The organism is Desulforamulus profundi (assembly GCF_002607855.1).
The window spans coordinates 81,025-96,470 of record NZ_AWQQ01000095.1; the positions used below are offsets into that span (position 1 = coordinate 81,025).

At 46.6% G+C, this 15,446-nt stretch carries 17 protein-coding genes and 3 pseudogenes; 8 read left to right on the forward strand and 12 right to left on the reverse strand.

Translation table 11 applies throughout. The features are described from left to right. The first annotated feature begins 118 nt into the window (after nucleotides 1–118). The 3 genes and pseudogenes from rsmD (at nucleotide 119) to P378_RS15285 (ending at nucleotide 1,633) form a co-directional block, all read left to right on the forward strand. Nucleotides 119–672, forward strand: a pseudogene (rsmD, locus tag P378_RS15275) (16S rRNA (guanine(966)-N(2))-methyltransferase RsmD). A gap of 12 nt (nucleotides 673–684) precedes the next feature. Beyond that, nucleotides 685–1,173: a pantetheine-phosphate adenylyltransferase gene (coaD, locus tag P378_RS15280; RefSeq protein WP_099083857.1), complete on the forward strand. Its 489-nt coding sequence runs from the start codon at nucleotides 685–687 to the stop codon at nucleotides 1,171–1,173. A gap of 19 nt (nucleotides 1,174–1,192) precedes the next feature. Next, nucleotides 1,193–1,633 (forward strand): ATPase, encoded by a 441-nt coding sequence (locus tag P378_RS15285; protein WP_099083858.1) that lies wholly within the window; start codon nucleotides 1,193–1,195, stop codon nucleotides 1,631–1,633. Nucleotides 1,634–1,749: 116 nt separating this feature from the next. On the opposite strand, the gene P378_RS15290 is transcribed toward P378_RS15285, so the two are convergent. Together P378_RS15290 and acs are read right to left on the reverse strand one after the other, a co-directional pair. Beyond that, entirely contained in the window at nucleotides 1,750–2,799 is a 1,050-nt protein-coding gene (locus P378_RS15290; protein WP_099083859.1) for a phosphotransacetylase family protein, read from the reverse strand. Nucleotides 2,800–2,839: 40 nt separating this feature from the next. Further along, nucleotides 2,840–4,944 (reverse strand): annotated as a pseudogene (gene acs, locus P378_RS15295) (acetate--CoA ligase alpha subunit). Between the two features lie 323 nt (nucleotides 4,945–5,267). On the opposite strand from acs, the gene P378_RS15305 reads away from it, so the two are divergent. Beyond that, complete coding sequence (locus P378_RS15305) at nucleotides 5,268–6,722, forward strand: IS1182 family transposase (RefSeq protein ID WP_274378739.1); 1,455 nt, start codon at nucleotides 5,268–5,270, stop codon at nucleotides 6,720–6,722. Between the two features lie 145 nt (nucleotides 6,723–6,867). Here the strand turns inward: P378_RS15305 and P378_RS15310 are convergent, their stop codons facing one another. The 3 genes from P378_RS15310 to P378_RS15320 are packed head-to-tail and all read right to left on the reverse strand — an operon-like array spanning nucleotide 6,868 to nucleotide 9,598. Then, nucleotides 6,868–7,116: a hypothetical protein gene (locus P378_RS15310; protein WP_143338515.1), complete on the reverse strand. Its 249-nt coding sequence runs from the start codon at nucleotides 7,114–7,116 to the stop codon at nucleotides 6,868–6,870. Further along, nucleotides 7,086–8,348, reverse strand: coding sequence for a hypothetical protein (locus P378_RS15315; protein ID WP_099083863.1), 1,263 nt, complete (start codon nucleotides 8,346–8,348; stop codon nucleotides 7,086–7,088). The genes P378_RS15310 and P378_RS15315 overlap by 31 nt, the downstream gene beginning before the upstream one ends. Nucleotides 8,349–8,350: 2 nt before the next feature. After that, nucleotides 8,351–9,598 (reverse strand): hypothetical protein, encoded by a 1,248-nt coding sequence (locus tag P378_RS15320; protein WP_099083864.1) that lies wholly within the window; start codon nucleotides 9,596–9,598, stop codon nucleotides 8,351–8,353. A 570-nt stretch (nucleotides 9,599–10,168) separates the two neighbouring features. Here P378_RS15320 and P378_RS15325 point away from each other — a divergent pair. Genes P378_RS15325 through P378_RS15330 form a run of 3 tightly spaced genes read left to right on the forward strand, consistent with a single transcriptional unit; the run spans nucleotide 10,169 to nucleotide 11,605 of the window. Continuing rightward, entirely contained in the window at nucleotides 10,169–11,023 is an 855-nt protein-coding gene (locus P378_RS15325; protein WP_238473298.1) for an XRE family transcriptional regulator, read from the forward strand. 56 nt (nucleotides 11,024–11,079) lie between these two features. After that, a complete protein-coding gene (locus P378_RS22205) occupies nucleotides 11,080–11,313 on the forward strand; it encodes a hypothetical protein (RefSeq protein ID WP_238473299.1) in 234 nt (77 codons plus the stop codon). Nucleotides 11,314–11,317: 4 nt separating this feature from the next. Continuing rightward, complete coding sequence (locus P378_RS15330; protein ID WP_207654064.1) at nucleotides 11,318–11,605, forward strand: hypothetical protein; 288 nt, start codon at nucleotides 11,318–11,320, stop codon at nucleotides 11,603–11,605. 24 nt (nucleotides 11,606–11,629) lie between these two features. Here P378_RS15330 and P378_RS15335 read toward each other — a convergent pair whose 3' ends face one another. The 4 genes from P378_RS15335 to P378_RS24325 form a co-directional block, all read right to left on the reverse strand. Beyond that, nucleotides 11,630–12,214 (reverse strand): DNA-3-methyladenine glycosylase family protein, encoded by a 585-nt coding sequence (locus P378_RS15335; protein ID WP_099083865.1) that lies wholly within the window; start codon nucleotides 12,212–12,214, stop codon nucleotides 11,630–11,632. Nucleotides 12,215–12,309: 95 nt separating this feature from the next. Beyond that, nucleotides 12,310–13,251 (reverse strand): tetratricopeptide repeat protein, encoded by a 942-nt coding sequence (locus tag P378_RS22210; protein ID WP_238473300.1) that lies wholly within the window; start codon nucleotides 13,249–13,251, stop codon nucleotides 12,310–12,312. Nucleotides 13,252–13,346: 95 nt separating this feature from the next. After that, entirely contained in the window at nucleotides 13,347–13,769 is a 423-nt protein-coding gene (locus tag P378_RS22215) for a hypothetical protein (RefSeq protein WP_238473301.1), read from the reverse strand. A 48-nt stretch (nucleotides 13,770–13,817) separates the two neighbouring features. After that, nucleotides 13,818–14,063, reverse strand: coding sequence for a type IV toxin-antitoxin system AbiEi family antitoxin domain-containing protein (locus P378_RS24325; RefSeq protein ID WP_420796015.1), 246 nt, complete (start codon nucleotides 14,061–14,063; stop codon nucleotides 13,818–13,820). On the opposite strand from P378_RS24325, the gene P378_RS22220 reads away from it, so the two are divergent. Beyond that, nucleotides 13,944–14,204 (forward strand): hypothetical protein, encoded by a 261-nt coding sequence (locus tag P378_RS22220; protein WP_180261131.1) that lies wholly within the window; start codon nucleotides 13,944–13,946, stop codon nucleotides 14,202–14,204. The two genes, P378_RS24325 and P378_RS22220, sit on opposite strands and share 120 nt — an antisense overlap. On the opposite strand, the gene P378_RS15350 is transcribed toward P378_RS22220, so the two are convergent. The 3 genes and pseudogenes from P378_RS15350 to P378_RS19815 form a co-directional block, all read right to left on the reverse strand. Continuing rightward, a complete protein-coding gene (locus tag P378_RS15350) occupies nucleotides 14,094–14,453 on the reverse strand; it encodes a type II toxin-antitoxin system RelE/ParE family toxin (protein ID WP_338013941.1) in 360 nt (119 codons plus the stop codon). The two genes, P378_RS22220 and P378_RS15350, sit on opposite strands and share 111 nt — an antisense overlap. Continuing rightward, complete coding sequence (locus tag P378_RS15355) at nucleotides 14,347–14,787, reverse strand: AbrB/MazE/SpoVT family DNA-binding domain-containing protein (protein WP_099083867.1); 441 nt, start codon at nucleotides 14,785–14,787, stop codon at nucleotides 14,347–14,349. The genes P378_RS15350 and P378_RS15355 overlap by 107 nt, the downstream gene beginning before the upstream one ends. Before the next feature lie 395 nt (nucleotides 14,788–15,182). Continuing rightward, nucleotides 15,183–15,446, reverse strand: a pseudogene (locus tag P378_RS19815) (IS1634 family transposase); the annotation flags it as partial.

Sequence of the window (15,446 nt, forward strand, 5' to 3'; positions counted from 1 at the left end):
TTCCAGGGGCAATTTATACAAAACCTGTGTCAAATGTAAAAAATCGATTTTCACGTGGTATGCTATAATAAGGAAAGTTAAGGCAACAGAGACCAATTAAGGAAAGGAATCTCAGGGATTGCGCATCATAGCCGGGTCCGCCAGGGGAAGAAATTTAAAAAGCCCCAGGGGGATGTCCACCAGACCTACTGCTGACAGGGTCCGGGAGGCCCTCTTCAATATTCTGTCATCCCTGGTAGCGGGCAGCCGTTTTTTAGATTTGTTCAGCGGCACCGGCGCTGTGGGAATCGAAGCCCTCAGCCGTGGCGCGGAGAAAGCCGTGCTGGTGGAGAAGGACCGCAATACCGCCAGGATCATTCACGACAACCTGAGACTGTGTGGGTTGTTGGATCAGGCGGAAATCCTCGCCCTGGATGTTGTAAAGGCGCTCCAGGTGCTGGGCAAAAAAAGGAATCCTTTGATCTAATCTTTATTGACCCTCCCTATAAAAAAGGGTTTGAGGAACCCACCATGGAAAAGGTATTGGAACAGGAACTCCTTACTAGGTGCGGCACACTGGTGGTGGAAAGCGATCGGGCAGACCTGCCGCCGGACCAGGTGGGAAGTTTGAAGGCCTACCGGCGGGAGCGGTATGGAGATACAGCGCTGACATTTTACAGGTTCGACACCTGAGGGGGAAAAACAATGCGAATTGGTATTTATCCCGGTAGTTTCGATCCCGTGACCAACGGGCACCTGGATATTATCGAACGATCTGCCGGATTCTTTGATCGACTGATTGTAGCAGTGGCCAGGAACCCACAAAAAATCAAACCCCTTTTTACGGTGGACGAGCGGGTTCAAATACTGGAATCTGTGTTAGAGAAATATCCCAATATTATCGTGGACTCCTATGACGGTTTGACGGTTAATTATGCCCTAAAACAAGGGGCTAATGCCATTGTTCGGGGACTGAGGGCCATCACCGATTTTGAGAGTGAATTTGTATTTGCCCTCACCAACAAGAAATTGGCGCCGCAGTTGGAAACGGTCTACCTGATGACCCGGGCGGAATACTCATTCATCAGTTCATCCACGGTGAAGGAAGTGGCATCCTATGACGGCTGCCTGAGCGCGATGGTACCGGATCTGGTGGCTGTAAAGTTAAAAGAAAAGTTTGGCTATGGTAAATAACCAAGGAGGGATAAAAAAAGTGGAGCTCTTTAATATCCTGAATGAGCTGGAGGAACTCATTGAGGAGAGCCCCAAGGTGCCGATGACCAAGCGGATCATGGTAGATGAGAACAGGGTTCTGGACTACCTGGACCGCATTCGCACCTCCCTTCCCGAAGAAGTTCGCCAGGCAAAATGGCTGGTGAAGGAAAGGGATAAGGTACTCTCTGAATCCAAAAAAGAAGCCCAACGGATGTTGGAGGATGTGGCCCGTGAAATTGAGCAAAGGGCCGAAGATCACGAAATTGTAAAGAAAGCAGAGAAAATAGCCCAGGAGACCATTAAAAAGTCGGAAGAGGTGTCTGCCCAAATTCGCCAGGGTGCCCGGGAATACGCCGATGAAATTCTACAGTCCCTGGAAGAAAAACTGGGCAAAATGTTACATGAGATTCAACAGGGTAGAAATGAACTGAGAAAGTAATCAGTCGGTTGATCAACCGGAGAATTTCTCCGGTTTTTCTGTTTTCCAAAAGATGCCAAAAGGGGTCGGACCCCGAAACCAAAAGGGATGGTGAGTTGACTCACCATCCTTTTGGTTTACACAAGGCTGTTTAAAATGCCTTTCCAGTCACAATAACGTTCCGCATTTTCAACGGCTTTGCTGATACTTTCTTTATTATTGGCGGTAATCCGGCCGGAGAGTTCGCTCAGTTTCTCAATGGCAGTGTACGTATCGTAATGGACCATCAGTACCGGCACACCCTTTTCTATGGCCCGGCTGATAACCTTTACATCGGGGTAAAGACCGCCCGTCAGGATGATGGCAGAGGTGCTGGTTTCCAGGGCTGCCAGGGCCATGTCCGCCCGGTCGCCGCCGATAATGAAGATTTTGTTGTTGGAGCGCCGCATATAACCAAGGGCGCTTTCGATGGTCATGGCACCCACCATAATGTCTTCCACCAGCAGATCCAGGTTTTGCTCCCCGGTCAACAGTTCCCCGCCCAGCAGCTCGTAAACCTGGGCAACCGAAGGGGCAGACAACTCTCTTACTTTGGGAACGATCCCCAGGGTGCGGAAACCAAGGTTGTCTAACAGGGGCTTGTAGACCCCTTCAATTTTGGCTTGTATGGGCCTGGGCACGTGGGTGAAGATATTGCCCAGTACCGGTACGCCCTTGTATTGAATGTATTGGTTAAAAAATATGGCTTGATCCAGGCTGTAGTCATTTTTTGCATTGATTAAATAGAGCGCGCTGGCGTTAAGTTCCAGCGCCAGGGAAGGTGCATCCAGGCCAATGGTACCCATAATATACGGAAAAATTGCACTGTCAATGATCACCAGATCAGTATTACGGGAAACTTCTTGATAGGCTTTCTTGATGGTCTCCAGCATTTCGGCAGAACGGTTGCCCCGGGACAGGTAAAAGGGACTGGCCATGGTTGGCACGATGACTTCAAGGGATGCTTCCATGGTTAATAATTCTTTCATCAATATTGCATCTTCATCCGCTTTGCCGGCCGCGGCGGAGGTTCCCACCGGCTTAAAATAAGCCACTTTACGTCCTTCCTGTTTGAATTTTAAGGCCAATCCTACTGCCATGGCTGTTTTACCACTGCCTGCGGAACCCATAATGTACAGGTTTTTCACTGGTAACACCTCACCTATTTAAAGTATTTAAAGGAATGCCTTACAGCTTGATGGTAATTTTAATATCCAGGGCCGAGTATCCGTCGGGATAGGCGAATACCGGGTTGATATCCAATTCACTGATTTCTTCAAAGTCTAAAATTAACTTGGCCGCCCTGGCCACCATATCAATGATGCTCATCATATCGGCGGGTTTATCCCCGCGGTAGCCCCGCAGCAGGGTAGAAGCCTTGGTCTCCTCAATCATGGCGGCAATTTCGGTGTGGGTAATTCCTTTGGCCAGGCGGAAGGAAACGTCCTTCAAGAGGTTTACATAAATGCCGCCCAGACCAAAGGCGATCAAAGGCCCAAACTGCATGTCCCGTGTCATACCGACAATCAGTTCGATACCCTTTGGCATCATCTTGCTGACTTCAATGCCGTAGGGTACGACATCGGGCAAATAGCGCTGCACATTTTCCATAATCTCGATGAACCCGTTGCGGACCTCTTCAGCGCTGTTCAAACCAATCTTGACCCCGCCCACATCGGTTTTGTGCATGATTTTCGGGGAGGCCACTTTCAGCACCACCGGGTACCCCGTGGATTCAGCCAGGGCAACCGCTTCATCCGGTGAAATGGCAAGCCTCACCGGGGCGGTGGAAATGCCGTAGGCTTCGGCCACGGCGGCAGCTTCGCTGCCCAGCAGAACGCTGCGGCGGTCACGGATCACGTCATAGAAGATGGCTTTGACTTTATTGGGGTTGATATCGTCAAAAAGGATTTCTTCTCCCCCCACAGGAGTGTCCGCCCGGCGCACGTAATTTACCATGCCGGCAATGGACTGAATGGCCGATTCCGGGAAGGTAAAGACAGGAATTTTTGCCTGATTCAGAATCTTAACCCCTTCGGCTAAGGCAACCCCGCCCATATAGGCTGTTAAAAGCGGTTTATCAGGATATTTCTCATGCAGTTCGATAATCTTTAGAGCAATACTTACAGGGTCGGTGACGGCGGTGGGGCAGACCAGAACAACCACACTGTCCACGTGGGGGTCCTTTATGACCGCTTCCAGGGCAAAGGCGTAACGGTCCGCCCCGGCATCGCCGATCACGTCAACGGGATTATAAATATTGGCTACCGCAGGAAGATTGGCCCGCAGGGCATCCAGTGTATCCTTTTCAAAGCGCGCCATGGTCAAGCCGGCATTTTCAATGGCATCCGAGGCCACAATGCCGGGTCCCCCGGCATTGGTGACAATGGCCACCCGGTCCCCCTTGGGCAGGGGCTGGTAGGAAAAGCAGGTGGCAAGGTCAAACAATTCCGTCATGGTATGGGCCCGCAGAATGCCTGCATGGGTAAAGGCCGTTTCATAGGCCAGGTCGCTGCCCGCCAGGGCGCCGGTATGGGAGGAGGCGGCCTGGGCGCCGGCTTGACTGGTACCGGATTTTAGAACAATGACCGGTTTTTTCTTGGTGGCCTGGCTGGCCACATCCAGAAAATACCTGCCGTTATGTACATCTTCAATATAGCAGAGAATTACTTTGGTGAGCGGGTCGTCGGCCATGGCGGCGATAAAATCCGCCTCGTTCAGGTCTGCTTTGTTTCCCAGGCTGATGACCCGGCTGAAGCCAAGGCCGATGGACCGGGACCAGTCCATGATGGAAACCAGCATAGCCCCGCTTTGAGAAATAAAGGCGATGTCTCCTTGAGGGGGAATCCGGCGGCAAAGGAGGTGTTTAAGGGAATATGGGTGTCCATGATTCCTACACAGTTGGGACCCACCATGTGAATGCCGTATTTCTTGCAGATAAAGAGCAGCTTTTTCTCTAATTCCAGCCCCTCCGGACCCACTTCTTTAAAACCCGCCGTAATTACCACGGCATACTTGGTCCCCGTCTTGCCGCACTCATCCATCACATCCGGGCAGAATTTAGCCGGCACACAGACGACGGCCAAATCGATCTTGTCCGGTGCCTGGCTGACACTGCTGTAACAGGTTAGTCCTTCAATTACTGTTTCCTTTGGATTAATGGGAAAAATCTTACCGGCAAACCCGCTTTCAATAACGTTTTTAACAATTACATTGCCAATTTTTCCCGGCTTGTTAGACGCCCCGATAATGGCTACGGACCTTACGTTAAACAAGGGTGTTAAGTCTGCCATTAACCTCACCTTCCCAACACATAAATCCAACTAAGCATCTTTGCAAACAGAACATGCACTATGTCAACTAAGATCTAGGAGACTGTTGAAAAACTCCAAACAATAATAACCAAAAATAGATATTTTTAGCATAACAGGAAGGAAAATAGAGATATTTGTAGAAATAAATACCTATCATCAGATAGGGAGTGCTAATTTAATATGTTAAAGCAAAAAGGACGTCAATTATCTATAACCGACATTGATGTATTAGAGCAATGGAGTAACAGACCCCTTGTTTCTGAAAACAGCATCTATTATGCCCTTGCTGAAGCTGATGACATATTTTCCGACGAACTTTTTCTTCTGCATACTCCCATAAGGGGCGTCCTGCTRCCTCTCCGGCCATGCTAACCAAAGTTTTATTACTCCAGTTTTATGAAAATGTGTCAGACCGGCAGGCAGAAGAGCGAGCTTTATACGATCTGCGTTGGAAAGTTGCACTTCATTTACCTATAGGAGAGTCCGGCTTTGACCATMGCACGCTGTCTAACTTTCGTGACCGTCTTCTTCAGAATAAAAAAGAGCAGGAAGTTTTTCAAAAAATACTGGAGAAAGCTGCCGAAAGAAAACTAATCCCTCAAAATTCGGTTAGACAGATAATTGATTCAACCTGCACCCTGGGCGCAGGTGCAGTTCAAGATACTTATACCTTAATTAGAAAATCTATTTACAAACTCATTCAAGAACTCCAAAAACATATCAATATCGTTGAAATTGTAAAAGARCCATTGAAGCTTAACTATCAAGATGACAGCAAGCCTAAGATTGACTGGAACAACCCAGAAGAACGCAACCAATTATTAAATGACCTGATAAGTGATGCAGAAAAGCTGCTTTCTGCCATTGGAAGTCAGAAACTTAGCCCAAAGGAACAACAATTAAAAGAAATTCTTTCTAAGATCGTTGAGCAGGATATCCAACGGCAGGATGATGGTACAGTTATTATTAAACAAGGAGTTGCTAAAGACCGAATAATCTCAACCAGTGATCCGGAGATGCGCCATGGGCGCAAATCCAGTTCCCGTCTTTTTGACGGATACAAAACACATACGGTAATGGAAGAAGAAAGTGAATTTATTACTGCCGTAGAAGTAACCCCTGGTAACCAGCATGATTCCGAAGCTGCGACCAAGTTAATAGATGCACAACCTAAAGAACAGCAACCGGAAACTATTATGGGTGATACTGCCTATGGTACCGGACAAGTACGGGCTGCAATGGAAGATAAACAAATTAAAGTAATTGCCCCTGCTCCAGCCGAACCACAAAGACCCGGTTGTTTTCCTAAATCTGCTTTTAATATTGACCTGGAAAGTGAGACATGTCAGTGCCCCGCAGGAAAAATTGCTAAAGAAAAACGATACAGTAGAGCAGGTAAACTTAAAGCCTTTGCATTTAGTGAAAAACAATGCGGTAATTGCCCTTTTAAAACTGAATGTACAAAGAGTAAGCAGAACAGACGAATTGTAACTGTACACCCTTACGAAAAACAACTACAAGCTGCCTGGGCTTTTCAAAAGACTGAAGAATTTAAAGAGGCCTATTCCGGTCGCTATAAAATAGAACGCAAACAATCAGAAATGGTGAGATATGGTTTGCGAAAAGCCAGATACATTGGCCAAGTCAAAGTTAAACTTCAAGCATRTCTGATAGCAACATTAGTCAACTTCAAGCGATTGTGCAAACTAACAATGGAACAAATTGCCAAAGAGCCATTACCTGCGATTATARGATAAGTGCGCCCAATTGCATGACAAATACTGGAAAATGGGAGGTAATATACTCAAAAAATATTAGTTTTCGTCTTAAAATCTAAAAAAAGTGGGTCACTACTGTTAATTAATGTAAATTTTATTTTTTGAAAGAAGTAAAATTAGGGTTTTAAAGGGGTTTTTTCAACACCCTCCTAGCGTGCTTGATATTAATTTGATCCCGCTGGAAATGGTGATTGTAATTATTGAAAGTTTTATTCGGGTAAGTTGTCGCCAGGTACTTTTCTAAATCCCCACTGACATCTTCAGGTAATTTCAACAGGTACTGGTGCCATTCAGTGGTTTTTACTTTTACGTCACAGACGTGAGTGTCCACGGGAAAGGAGCCTACCACCGGGTCTTCAGAAAACTCGTCCACGACCGGTGACTGAGCGATTTCAAAACGATAGATGCCGGGTTTAGATCATCAGATGATAGTTCAATCCCAATTGCACGGTCGTTATCGCCGATTTCGAAGGTCCGTGGCTCCTCCCAGGGGCGCCAGACCGACCATACTCTGAGCGTTTTTCCGATAATACGAAAGCTTTCTTCCCAAAAGACATTGCACGTTGAGAAACTACAGCCCCTCATGTCTTCGGGTAATACCTGGAGGTTGGTGACTTCCCATTTCTTAACAACTTCCGCCGGGCAAAACTCAGTGAGCAACGTGTTTCCTTCAAAAATGCGGATTAAGAAGCGAAGGGTAGGAGACGGTGATGCAGCCACGGCATCATGCCACCGAGACAGGGTAAACTTGTGGTACTTGGTTTTAGAAAGATCAAATACCACGGTGTATAGCTCCTTGCGGGTAACGTCCCGAAGAGTTATTTCTCCCCGGTAAGCTGAACTGATCTCATTGGTAAACTGGATAACTAAAGTCGTATCCGGGTTGTTTTCCCAATCCAACAAATTAATCTTACGTACGGAGGTCTCCCACTGGACCGTTCCCCTTTGATCTAGCCCAACCCAGCCCCACCGAACCTGTCGGGCATCTTTTACGAAGCCGTAGGACTCGGAAGGGCCACAATGTAACTCCCCTGCAATGTTCAAAGCACTGGCCAGTAGCTCGCCTGTGGTTTGCCTATAGCCCCGATCTGTATCTTTTTCATTCAGGGCCCGGCTGCTAGCAGCTGAAAGGCTTAATCCGTACTGCTTGGGCATTGTCCAAAGAAACTTGATATTCGGGCTACCTGTCATACCTACAGGCCAGAGGTTATTCCCGAGTAACCGGAAGTTTATGGGGGGGAAGGCGATGAATTGAAGAATTGCATCATACCCAATAGGACCCTTGATTTTTAACTTGATGCGACCAACCTTTTTGTGGAGGAGGTTCGGAGAGCCTAAAGGAAGTAAAAAGTAGTGCTCTTTTATTGAGAGTTGCTCCTGGTAGTCGGAAACCTGGAACAAATGGGATAGCCCTGTTTCCCCATTGTAATCAACCGATACGGACCACTTGTCCCACCAGTTTCTGGCGGGCTGACCGTCGACGGGGTGGGGAAAACGGATATAGGGTAGTTCATTGGAGTAGATTTGACAGTCGAACATTTCGTTTTGGGCAAAGACTTCCCCCCCCACCAGCCGGGGCTTCACCAGTTTGTTTAAAACGGGCATAGTCAGGGTTTCCCCTTTGGGTCCCCGTAAGGTAAGTTGAGGAGATCTACTGAATTGGACAAGCATGCCCCGGTAGTCCCTCCAGGGGGTACCCAGGGGGGAAACTCCTCAATTACTTTAACTTCCCCGGTTTGTACGGTCCAGCCGTGCTGTAAAACCAGCCAGGTCTCCTCGCCGCTTATACCTTCGGTCCGGATGAGCCTGCCGTTATCCGGGTGAAAGGCCCGGAAAGGCTTATTTTTGGGGATAGGTAACACCCAGGTTCGTAACTCCGTGTTGTCTGCAAGAAAAGTTATTCGATACTCCTCTGCCGGAAAAAGGGGGAGTTCTTGTTCCGGGATTTCCGACTTGCTACCAATATACCGGATGGGGTGCCTAACTCTTTTAAGAAACCCTTTGTCGGAGATGATTTTCCATTCCGCAGTCTGGACCCATCCTTTTAGGCTTTGGGCTGGTAAGTTAATTACAATGCCCAGCTCATAGGGTTGGTACTGCAGGGAGGGGCTGCGGAGATAATGCCCATCGCTTTCGCTGCCGACGGCAACCTCTTTTTGTGCCCAATCAATGTAATGATTTACAATGCGCGCTGGTAGACCGACGTGCTCCGGGGCAACCAATTGGCGGGAGCGGAATTCTTGGGCCATATCCATGCAGCGGTGGACAAAGTCGAAAGCATAATCTCCGCCCTTTGTTAAGAATCGCTGGACAGGTTTATCAACAAAGAAACGAGTGGTATCAGCTAAATCGTTCAGGATGTCGTCTCCGCTCACTTCTGTGCTGTGAATCGCCCGGGACAAAACATATTTAAAAAAATCAGGCAGACAATAAGTGGGGATGCCTCCGTGCCCGAGGATGGGGGTAAGGTAACGGTAACCCCCGGTATCAGAAAAGGTGGGAAGTTTGTTTTTTTCTAAAAATGCAATGAAGCGTTGGGCCCAAGTTAGATAAGTTCTTTGGGTGATATTTATATTTTCGTATACCTTGGGCCAGAATTCGCCCTTCTCGTAAAGCCAGATCCCTGCTTGTATCAGGTAAAGTGCCGCACAGGTAGGATAATTGGCCCATATTTTTGAGGTACCATCACTCTCACCGCATTTTGCAAGAATTTTTTTAAAAGCATTGGTAATCACGTGCCAGTCCACTGCTGTTATAGGGATCTTTCCTAACAGCTCACCTGGCTCCACCAGTTTATTTAACGTTTCCTCACATTGATGTAATGTTGTACAACCACCAAGCAGAGCAGTTTTCATTAGAACTTCACTCCATCGGTTGTAGGTTTATTTTGCAGAACTTCACCAAATTCTTTTTTCCAGGTTGGGAGTAAATTTTATTTGTTTATTAAACATGTTTTCCTTTTTCGGCAATATATTGACAAATCCTGCATTATAAATTAAAAAAAGCCCCTCTGTTTTCCAGCGAGTGGCTTTTTCATTTTCAGGTAAACTACTGATAATTGTTATGAGAATTTGATAACCTCCGTAATATTTATCCGTTTCAGTAAAGCTTAAAAATATACTTTCCTTTTTCCATGGGTTGGTCTATTAACACACCAAACTCACACAGCCTTCACCACACCGAGATAAGCCATCAGAGCCCGTCCCATTGCGAGCATTTGTTGCTGGCCTCCGGAAAGGGTGCCATGCGAAAAAAAGACCGTCATCAAATCGGGTTTTGCCTATTTCCGAGATGATTTTAATCGTTTATTATGGATACCGGCTGGTCAAAGTCAACTATATACCGGAATTATTTTTTGACAAGTTTAATTATCACGTATACAAATATTGTTTTTATGTATATAATAAAAATAAAGGGTGGTGAATATGGATCAAAAAATTATTGGCGTGAACCTTCGCCGGATTCGCGAGGCAAAGGGTTGGACTCAATCCCAGGTAGCCGAGCTTGCCGGGATTTCAAGGGTTGCTTACCGGAATATTGAAAACGGCAACTCAACCCCAAAAGTATCAACCTTACAAAATATTGCTTCCGGTGTTGGAGTAAAACTCCAGGACTTGTTCGTTCCGGTCCGCACCTTAAAGAAAGTCAGATTTCGAGCATCAAAAAAGATGACCAGCCGGGACAACATTTTAACCGAAGTAGCACGATGGCTTGATGATTTTAATTACCTGGAAATATTACTAAATGACCGCAAAGACTATCGATTCAAAGATCTTACCAGGAAGTTGTCTTCGATGCCTGGAGGAGATGACAGAGCTAAGTATGCAGCCGAACAGGCAAGAAAAAAATTGAAGCTCAAAGAAAAAGAGCCTATCCGCGATATCGCCGGTTTACTTGAATCAAGCGGAATAAAAGTGTACCCTCTAAGTCTTGTGTCAGACGGTTTCTTTGGCTTATCTGTTGCCGAGGAAGATGGAGGCCCTGCTGTTATCGTTAATGTTTGGGAACGAATTTCCGTTGAGCGATGGATTTTTAGCGCCGCTCACGAACTCGGGCATTTACTTCTTCACCTGGATGCCTTCAACGTAGAAGAAAGTGCTGAAGACGAAGACCAGGAAACTGAAGCAAATGTCTTTGCTTCCCATTTCTTGATGCCGGAAAAAGCTTTTGAATCGGAATGGAACGATACTTACGGCTTGTCCTTTGTCGACCGAGTTTTTAAAGTAAAGCGAATATTTCAGGTTACAAAACTGTCCTGTATCGCCTTTCTGAAAGTCTAGGGAATTCTATATGGAGAAAATTTCAGAGTGCTTATAAGCTGAGAACTGGTAAAACATTGAGTATTGCGGATGAACCGGAAGCTTTATCCCCGGATAAATTTCAACAATCGCCGGAAGTATTGCGTTCCCAGGAACCAGACTCCCTGTCCCCATCACACTTTATTGAAGATCGTTTATCTAGATTGGTTCGTAAAGCTATTGAAAAAGATGAAATCACCATGAGCCGTGGAGCAGAAATTCTTAGACTGGATCTTGAAGCCATGCGGGAAATAGTTTCTTCATGGGTGTAAACAAATGGGGACAAAAAAGAGGCATTTTCTAATACTGGATGCTAACATTCTCATCGATTTCTACAAATGTGACAGGACAATCATTAAATTGATTTATACTCATGTAGGTCAAATATATTTAGCTACGCCTGTTTTAAGTGAAATTAACGAAATCGATGAGGGTGCTTGTGTTGAACTTGGAATTATACTTGTGGAACCAGAACTAGAGCAGGTTATGTTGGCGGCAGAGAAAAAAGGTGCCCTATCTTTTCAAGATAATTTATGTTTAATTCTTGCCAAAGAACATGGCTAAACGTGTGTAACGAATGACAAACCATTAAGACAAAAGTGTGAAATTAAAAAGCCATTTGACGGACCTCCGCAGCCCCAGGTCATCCAGGGGCCAGACATCCGGCCTGCCCAGGGAAAAAATGAGAAACATCTCCGCGGTCCATTTCCCGATCCCCTTCACGCTGGTGAGACGGCTGACAACCTGGTTGTCTTCGAGCCTTTCAAGCTCCGGCAGGACGATCTCCCCCGAGACCACCTTTTGGGACAAATCCCTGATATAAATGATTTTTTGCCTGGACAGCCCGGCGCTTATCAGAGTTTCTTCGTCAAGGGACAGCACGGCTTCCGGTGTGGCCCCGCCGCAGGTTTGGACGGTCCTGTTCCAGATGCTTTTTGCCGCTTTGACGGAAAGCTGCTGCCCCACAATGGCCCTCAGCAGGGACGCGAAGTAGTCAGTCCGCAGGGGGAGGGAGTACTCGCCGATGAGGTCCGTTAAATACTGTATCCTTTGATCGGAAGAAGCAATCAGGAGAATTTCGGGGCTGTCTTTTTTTGAAAAACAAAGTGCCGGCCATTTTCCTTCTGTTATTAAAGAATTTTTTTCAGTTGCAATACATCTTTCTAACAGCAAAAAGAGAAAACTTGCTTTTCTTAAACAGTCGGTTTTTTAAAGGGTATTACCTTCCCTTTGGTTCTCCCGGGCAATATTTCAACAACCGGTACCATTCAGCCATTCCAGGGCGCCCGGGGTTTTCTCCCATGCCTCTTTGGCATCATAGACATAAATGACTGCTTCCTCAGGACTCCCCCAGCTGTAAGACTCGGGTTCCCTGAGGGGTAGGAACTTTTTTTCAGCAGGTATTCCGGCACATGGCAGTTTGAATGCAGAGCCTCTTTCAAGTATTGGTTTGCCTCACTGCCGGCCCCCCGTGTCCGGAAAAACCAGAGCGCCCTGCTGTATGCCATAAAACAGGTTCTTTCATCAGCGTTTTCAGCCAGCAGTTGTCCGGCTTCCCGGTCCAGTCCCTCAGCCAGCAAACAGTTTACCAGCTTATAGCGCACTCCCTGGTTGTCGTTGGGATTCAAGCTCAGCATTTCCCTGAAATGAACGATGGCCTCCGCCCGCTCCCCCACCTTCCAAAGGGTCTCCGCCAGGCCGTACAGGGCACGCATATACGGCCTGGTCTCAATATATCCCCAGAAATGGCCGGCATACTTTTTAAACGTATTGTCCCCCAGGGCCAACCGTCCCGCCCGGACACCCTTCTGATAAAACTCCAGCGCCTCCCGGGGAAAGTCACTTTCCATGGCCAGCAGGACATAAGCGTCCGCACAGTATGGGGACATGGACAGCGCCTTGCGGGCTATGTCCAGTCGCACGTCCCTGTCCAACATCTCCCAGGCCTCGTAGATCAGGTCCTGTGCCCGGGACAACTTTTCTTCCGAAAATGGTTTCACTTCGGTTCCATCCTGCCCGGTCCTTTTTCCCCTGCGCTTCATTACTGGCTTGTCCGGCAGGTCGATTAAAGGGAGTCCTCCGTCATCTCCGGCTTCGGCCGCAAAATATTGCATAAATTCCTCAGTACCAGGGGGCTTCTTAGGATGACCGGCGGGCAGGTTCTCCTTCCACAGGCCAAACTTGCCGTCAGGATATGAAGGCTTTATCAAGTACCGGTATACTTCCTGTCTAAACCTGTTGATTCCCGCAAGGGTATGATCGACGGTCCTCCCCATCAGGAAATAAAGATTTTCCTCGATATCCCTCAGGATTCTGATTCCGGAAGCAAAGCCGCTGGAGGGTTTAGCGGCTTTATTCCCAGCTTTTCCACTCCCCTGTACAACCCGGGGGAAGAAATGTTTTTGGGTATTAACAAAGAATCGGGCATCCCCCATAAATACTTATTCTCCCCGGCATCCTCCCTCCAGGCCAAATGCAAAAATTCCGCCAGAGGAGCCAGCGACCTGGTGGATGCGACCTGAAAGACAAAACTGCCGCTGAAGTGGTCCCGCAGCACGTAATATACCAGGCGCTCCCTGCCGGTTTTGGGGAGGTTTTTTATATTGACTTCCGCAGGCTTTTCCTGGTACTTAACAAACCCGTCTCCGGTCACATAAAGATGCCTGGATACCGACACCAGCAATTGGTGAAGCTGGTTGGAATGCTCCGTAATAATCTTATGTTGCAATGTAAGCCCCCCTAAAGTCACATATGGTTTTCTCCTTGCTATTTATCTTTACTTCGTGCCTGCCAAATCGAGCAGGGCAGACCCGACAGTGTTTTCCATATCAATCCAGCGGTATAGGCCTCTTTTTATACGTTCGATTTCTCCCTTTTTAAGGAGGTCATTAAGGTATATATTATGGATGCCGGCCTGGGTGATGTCCTGAGTGCGGGCATAGCCGTTATTATTCTTAACATAACCCGCGTGGAGCAGGAGGCCGACGATGGTATAAATACCGAAAATAAAAAGGCTACTGATAAAAAAGTTGCCTCTAAAATTAACATTTATCTACTTAAATATATATTTTTTAAGATCTCTATAAAAATTTTCTCTAGAACCAAAATATACCAGATAAATATGCTTGTCCGTTTCAACAACCTTGTAGCAGATCCGAAGTGACACACCTGAAAAGGTCCAGTCCCAACTAAAGTAACTAGATAGATCCCCGTGGAGAATTGAACCATCTTTGGGGTTTTTGACAATGATTCCTACTTGTTCATGGTAACTTGCCAGTAACGCCTTTTGTTTTTTCTCAAGACTCTTAAGGAGACGTTCCAGCTTCTTTGTTGAAGAAAACGTCCAATCCATTGAAAGAACCAGCCTCCGGTCCGTCACCCACCACGTCGTCGCTACTTCCCGCAATATCATTTTCGAACTCTTGCACCCGGCGAGCCATAAATTCATCGTATTTTTTAAGGCGATAATTTAATTCCTCTATTAATTCTTCCTCGGAATATCCCTCACGAAATACTTGATGAATAATATGCTTCCTGTCCTGATCACGAACGCTTTCTTTCTCCGTCTTATACGGCTTCAAAAAGACCCCGTCATCATAAAGTTGGGCCACAAAAGTAACCCCGTCCTCAAGCGCAAGAAGCTCAAAAAAAGATTTGGGTATAGTGATCTGGCGTTTGGATGTACTTTTTATTAGCCTGGTTTCTTTAGCCTCTTGCCCATTAAACTTAATGTTTTCAGTTATCATTTTCTACTTCACCCTTTTTGGCGCTCTAATTAGTGGCTCTATCGCCTATTTGGTACATTCTTTATGGCACTATGCCTTATTGTGCGCTTTATCAGTGGCTCCCAAGGCCTAAATGGTACGCTTATCAGTGGCTCTTTGCCCTATCACATTGTACACTCGCAATGGCTCTCCGGCCTTTTTGGATGCGCTCTTTCAATGGCTTTTAATATTTTTTTCTTTTGTTTATCCGGACAGGCTCTATCCGAGCAGGACCAGGCATCCTTACTCGGTAAGGACAATATATCACTTTTCCTTTTATTTGTCAAACCTAGCGTGAGTTTACGAAATAACGATTACAATAACCCCTCAGCCCAGTAACCACAAGACTTTCAGGGGATAGAAACGTATTACCCCCCGAGGGCATATTTTTTGATGTCTAAAATCTCTAAAACCCTTGTTATACTTTGCATCTGACCGACTAAAAGCGCCGGATTGCGAACAACTAAAACGGTCATCTCCTGGCCATAAACGGAAAGTTTGGTGCGATATACCTTGACGTTTTCAAGGCCATTTCCGCTAACCGGCTCAAATTCACGGGATGGAATTTCCAGTAATGCTTTTTGCTCTGAAAGTTTAAGTGAGCCCACGACATTAAAGGGTAAGTCACCGTCTTTAATAAG

Bases quoted from the DNA above. Each gene is read 5' to 3' on its own strand.
- P378_RS15355 (WP_099083867.1), bottom strand. From the start codon at position 14,787: ATGATAACTGAAAACATTAAGTTTAATGGGCAAGAGGCTAAAGAAACC.
- coaD (WP_099083857.1), top strand. From the start codon at position 685: ATGCGAATTGGTATTTATCCCGGTAGTTTCGATCCCGTGACCAACGGG.
- P378_RS15330 (WP_207654064.1), top strand. From the start codon at position 11,318: ATGGGGACAAAAAAGAGGCATTTTCTAATACTGGATGCTAACATTCTC.
- P378_RS22220 (WP_180261131.1), top strand. From the start codon at position 13,944: ATGGATGCCGGCCTGGGTGATGTCCTGAGTGCGGGCATAGCCGTTATT.
- P378_RS15320 (WP_099083864.1), bottom strand. From the start codon at position 9,598: ATGAAAACTGCTCTGCTTGGTGGTTGTACAACATTACATCAATGTGAG.
- P378_RS15315 (WP_099083863.1), bottom strand. From the start codon at position 8,348: ATGCCCGTTTTAAACAAACTGGTGAAGCCCCGGCTGGTGGGGGGGGAA.
- P378_RS15325 (WP_238473298.1), top strand. From the start codon at position 10,169: ATGGATCAAAAAATTATTGGCGTGAACCTTCGCCGGATTCGCGAGGCA.
- P378_RS15350 (WP_338013941.1), bottom strand. From the start codon at position 14,453: ATGATATTGCGGGAAGTAGCGACGACGTGGTGGGTGACGGACCGGAGG.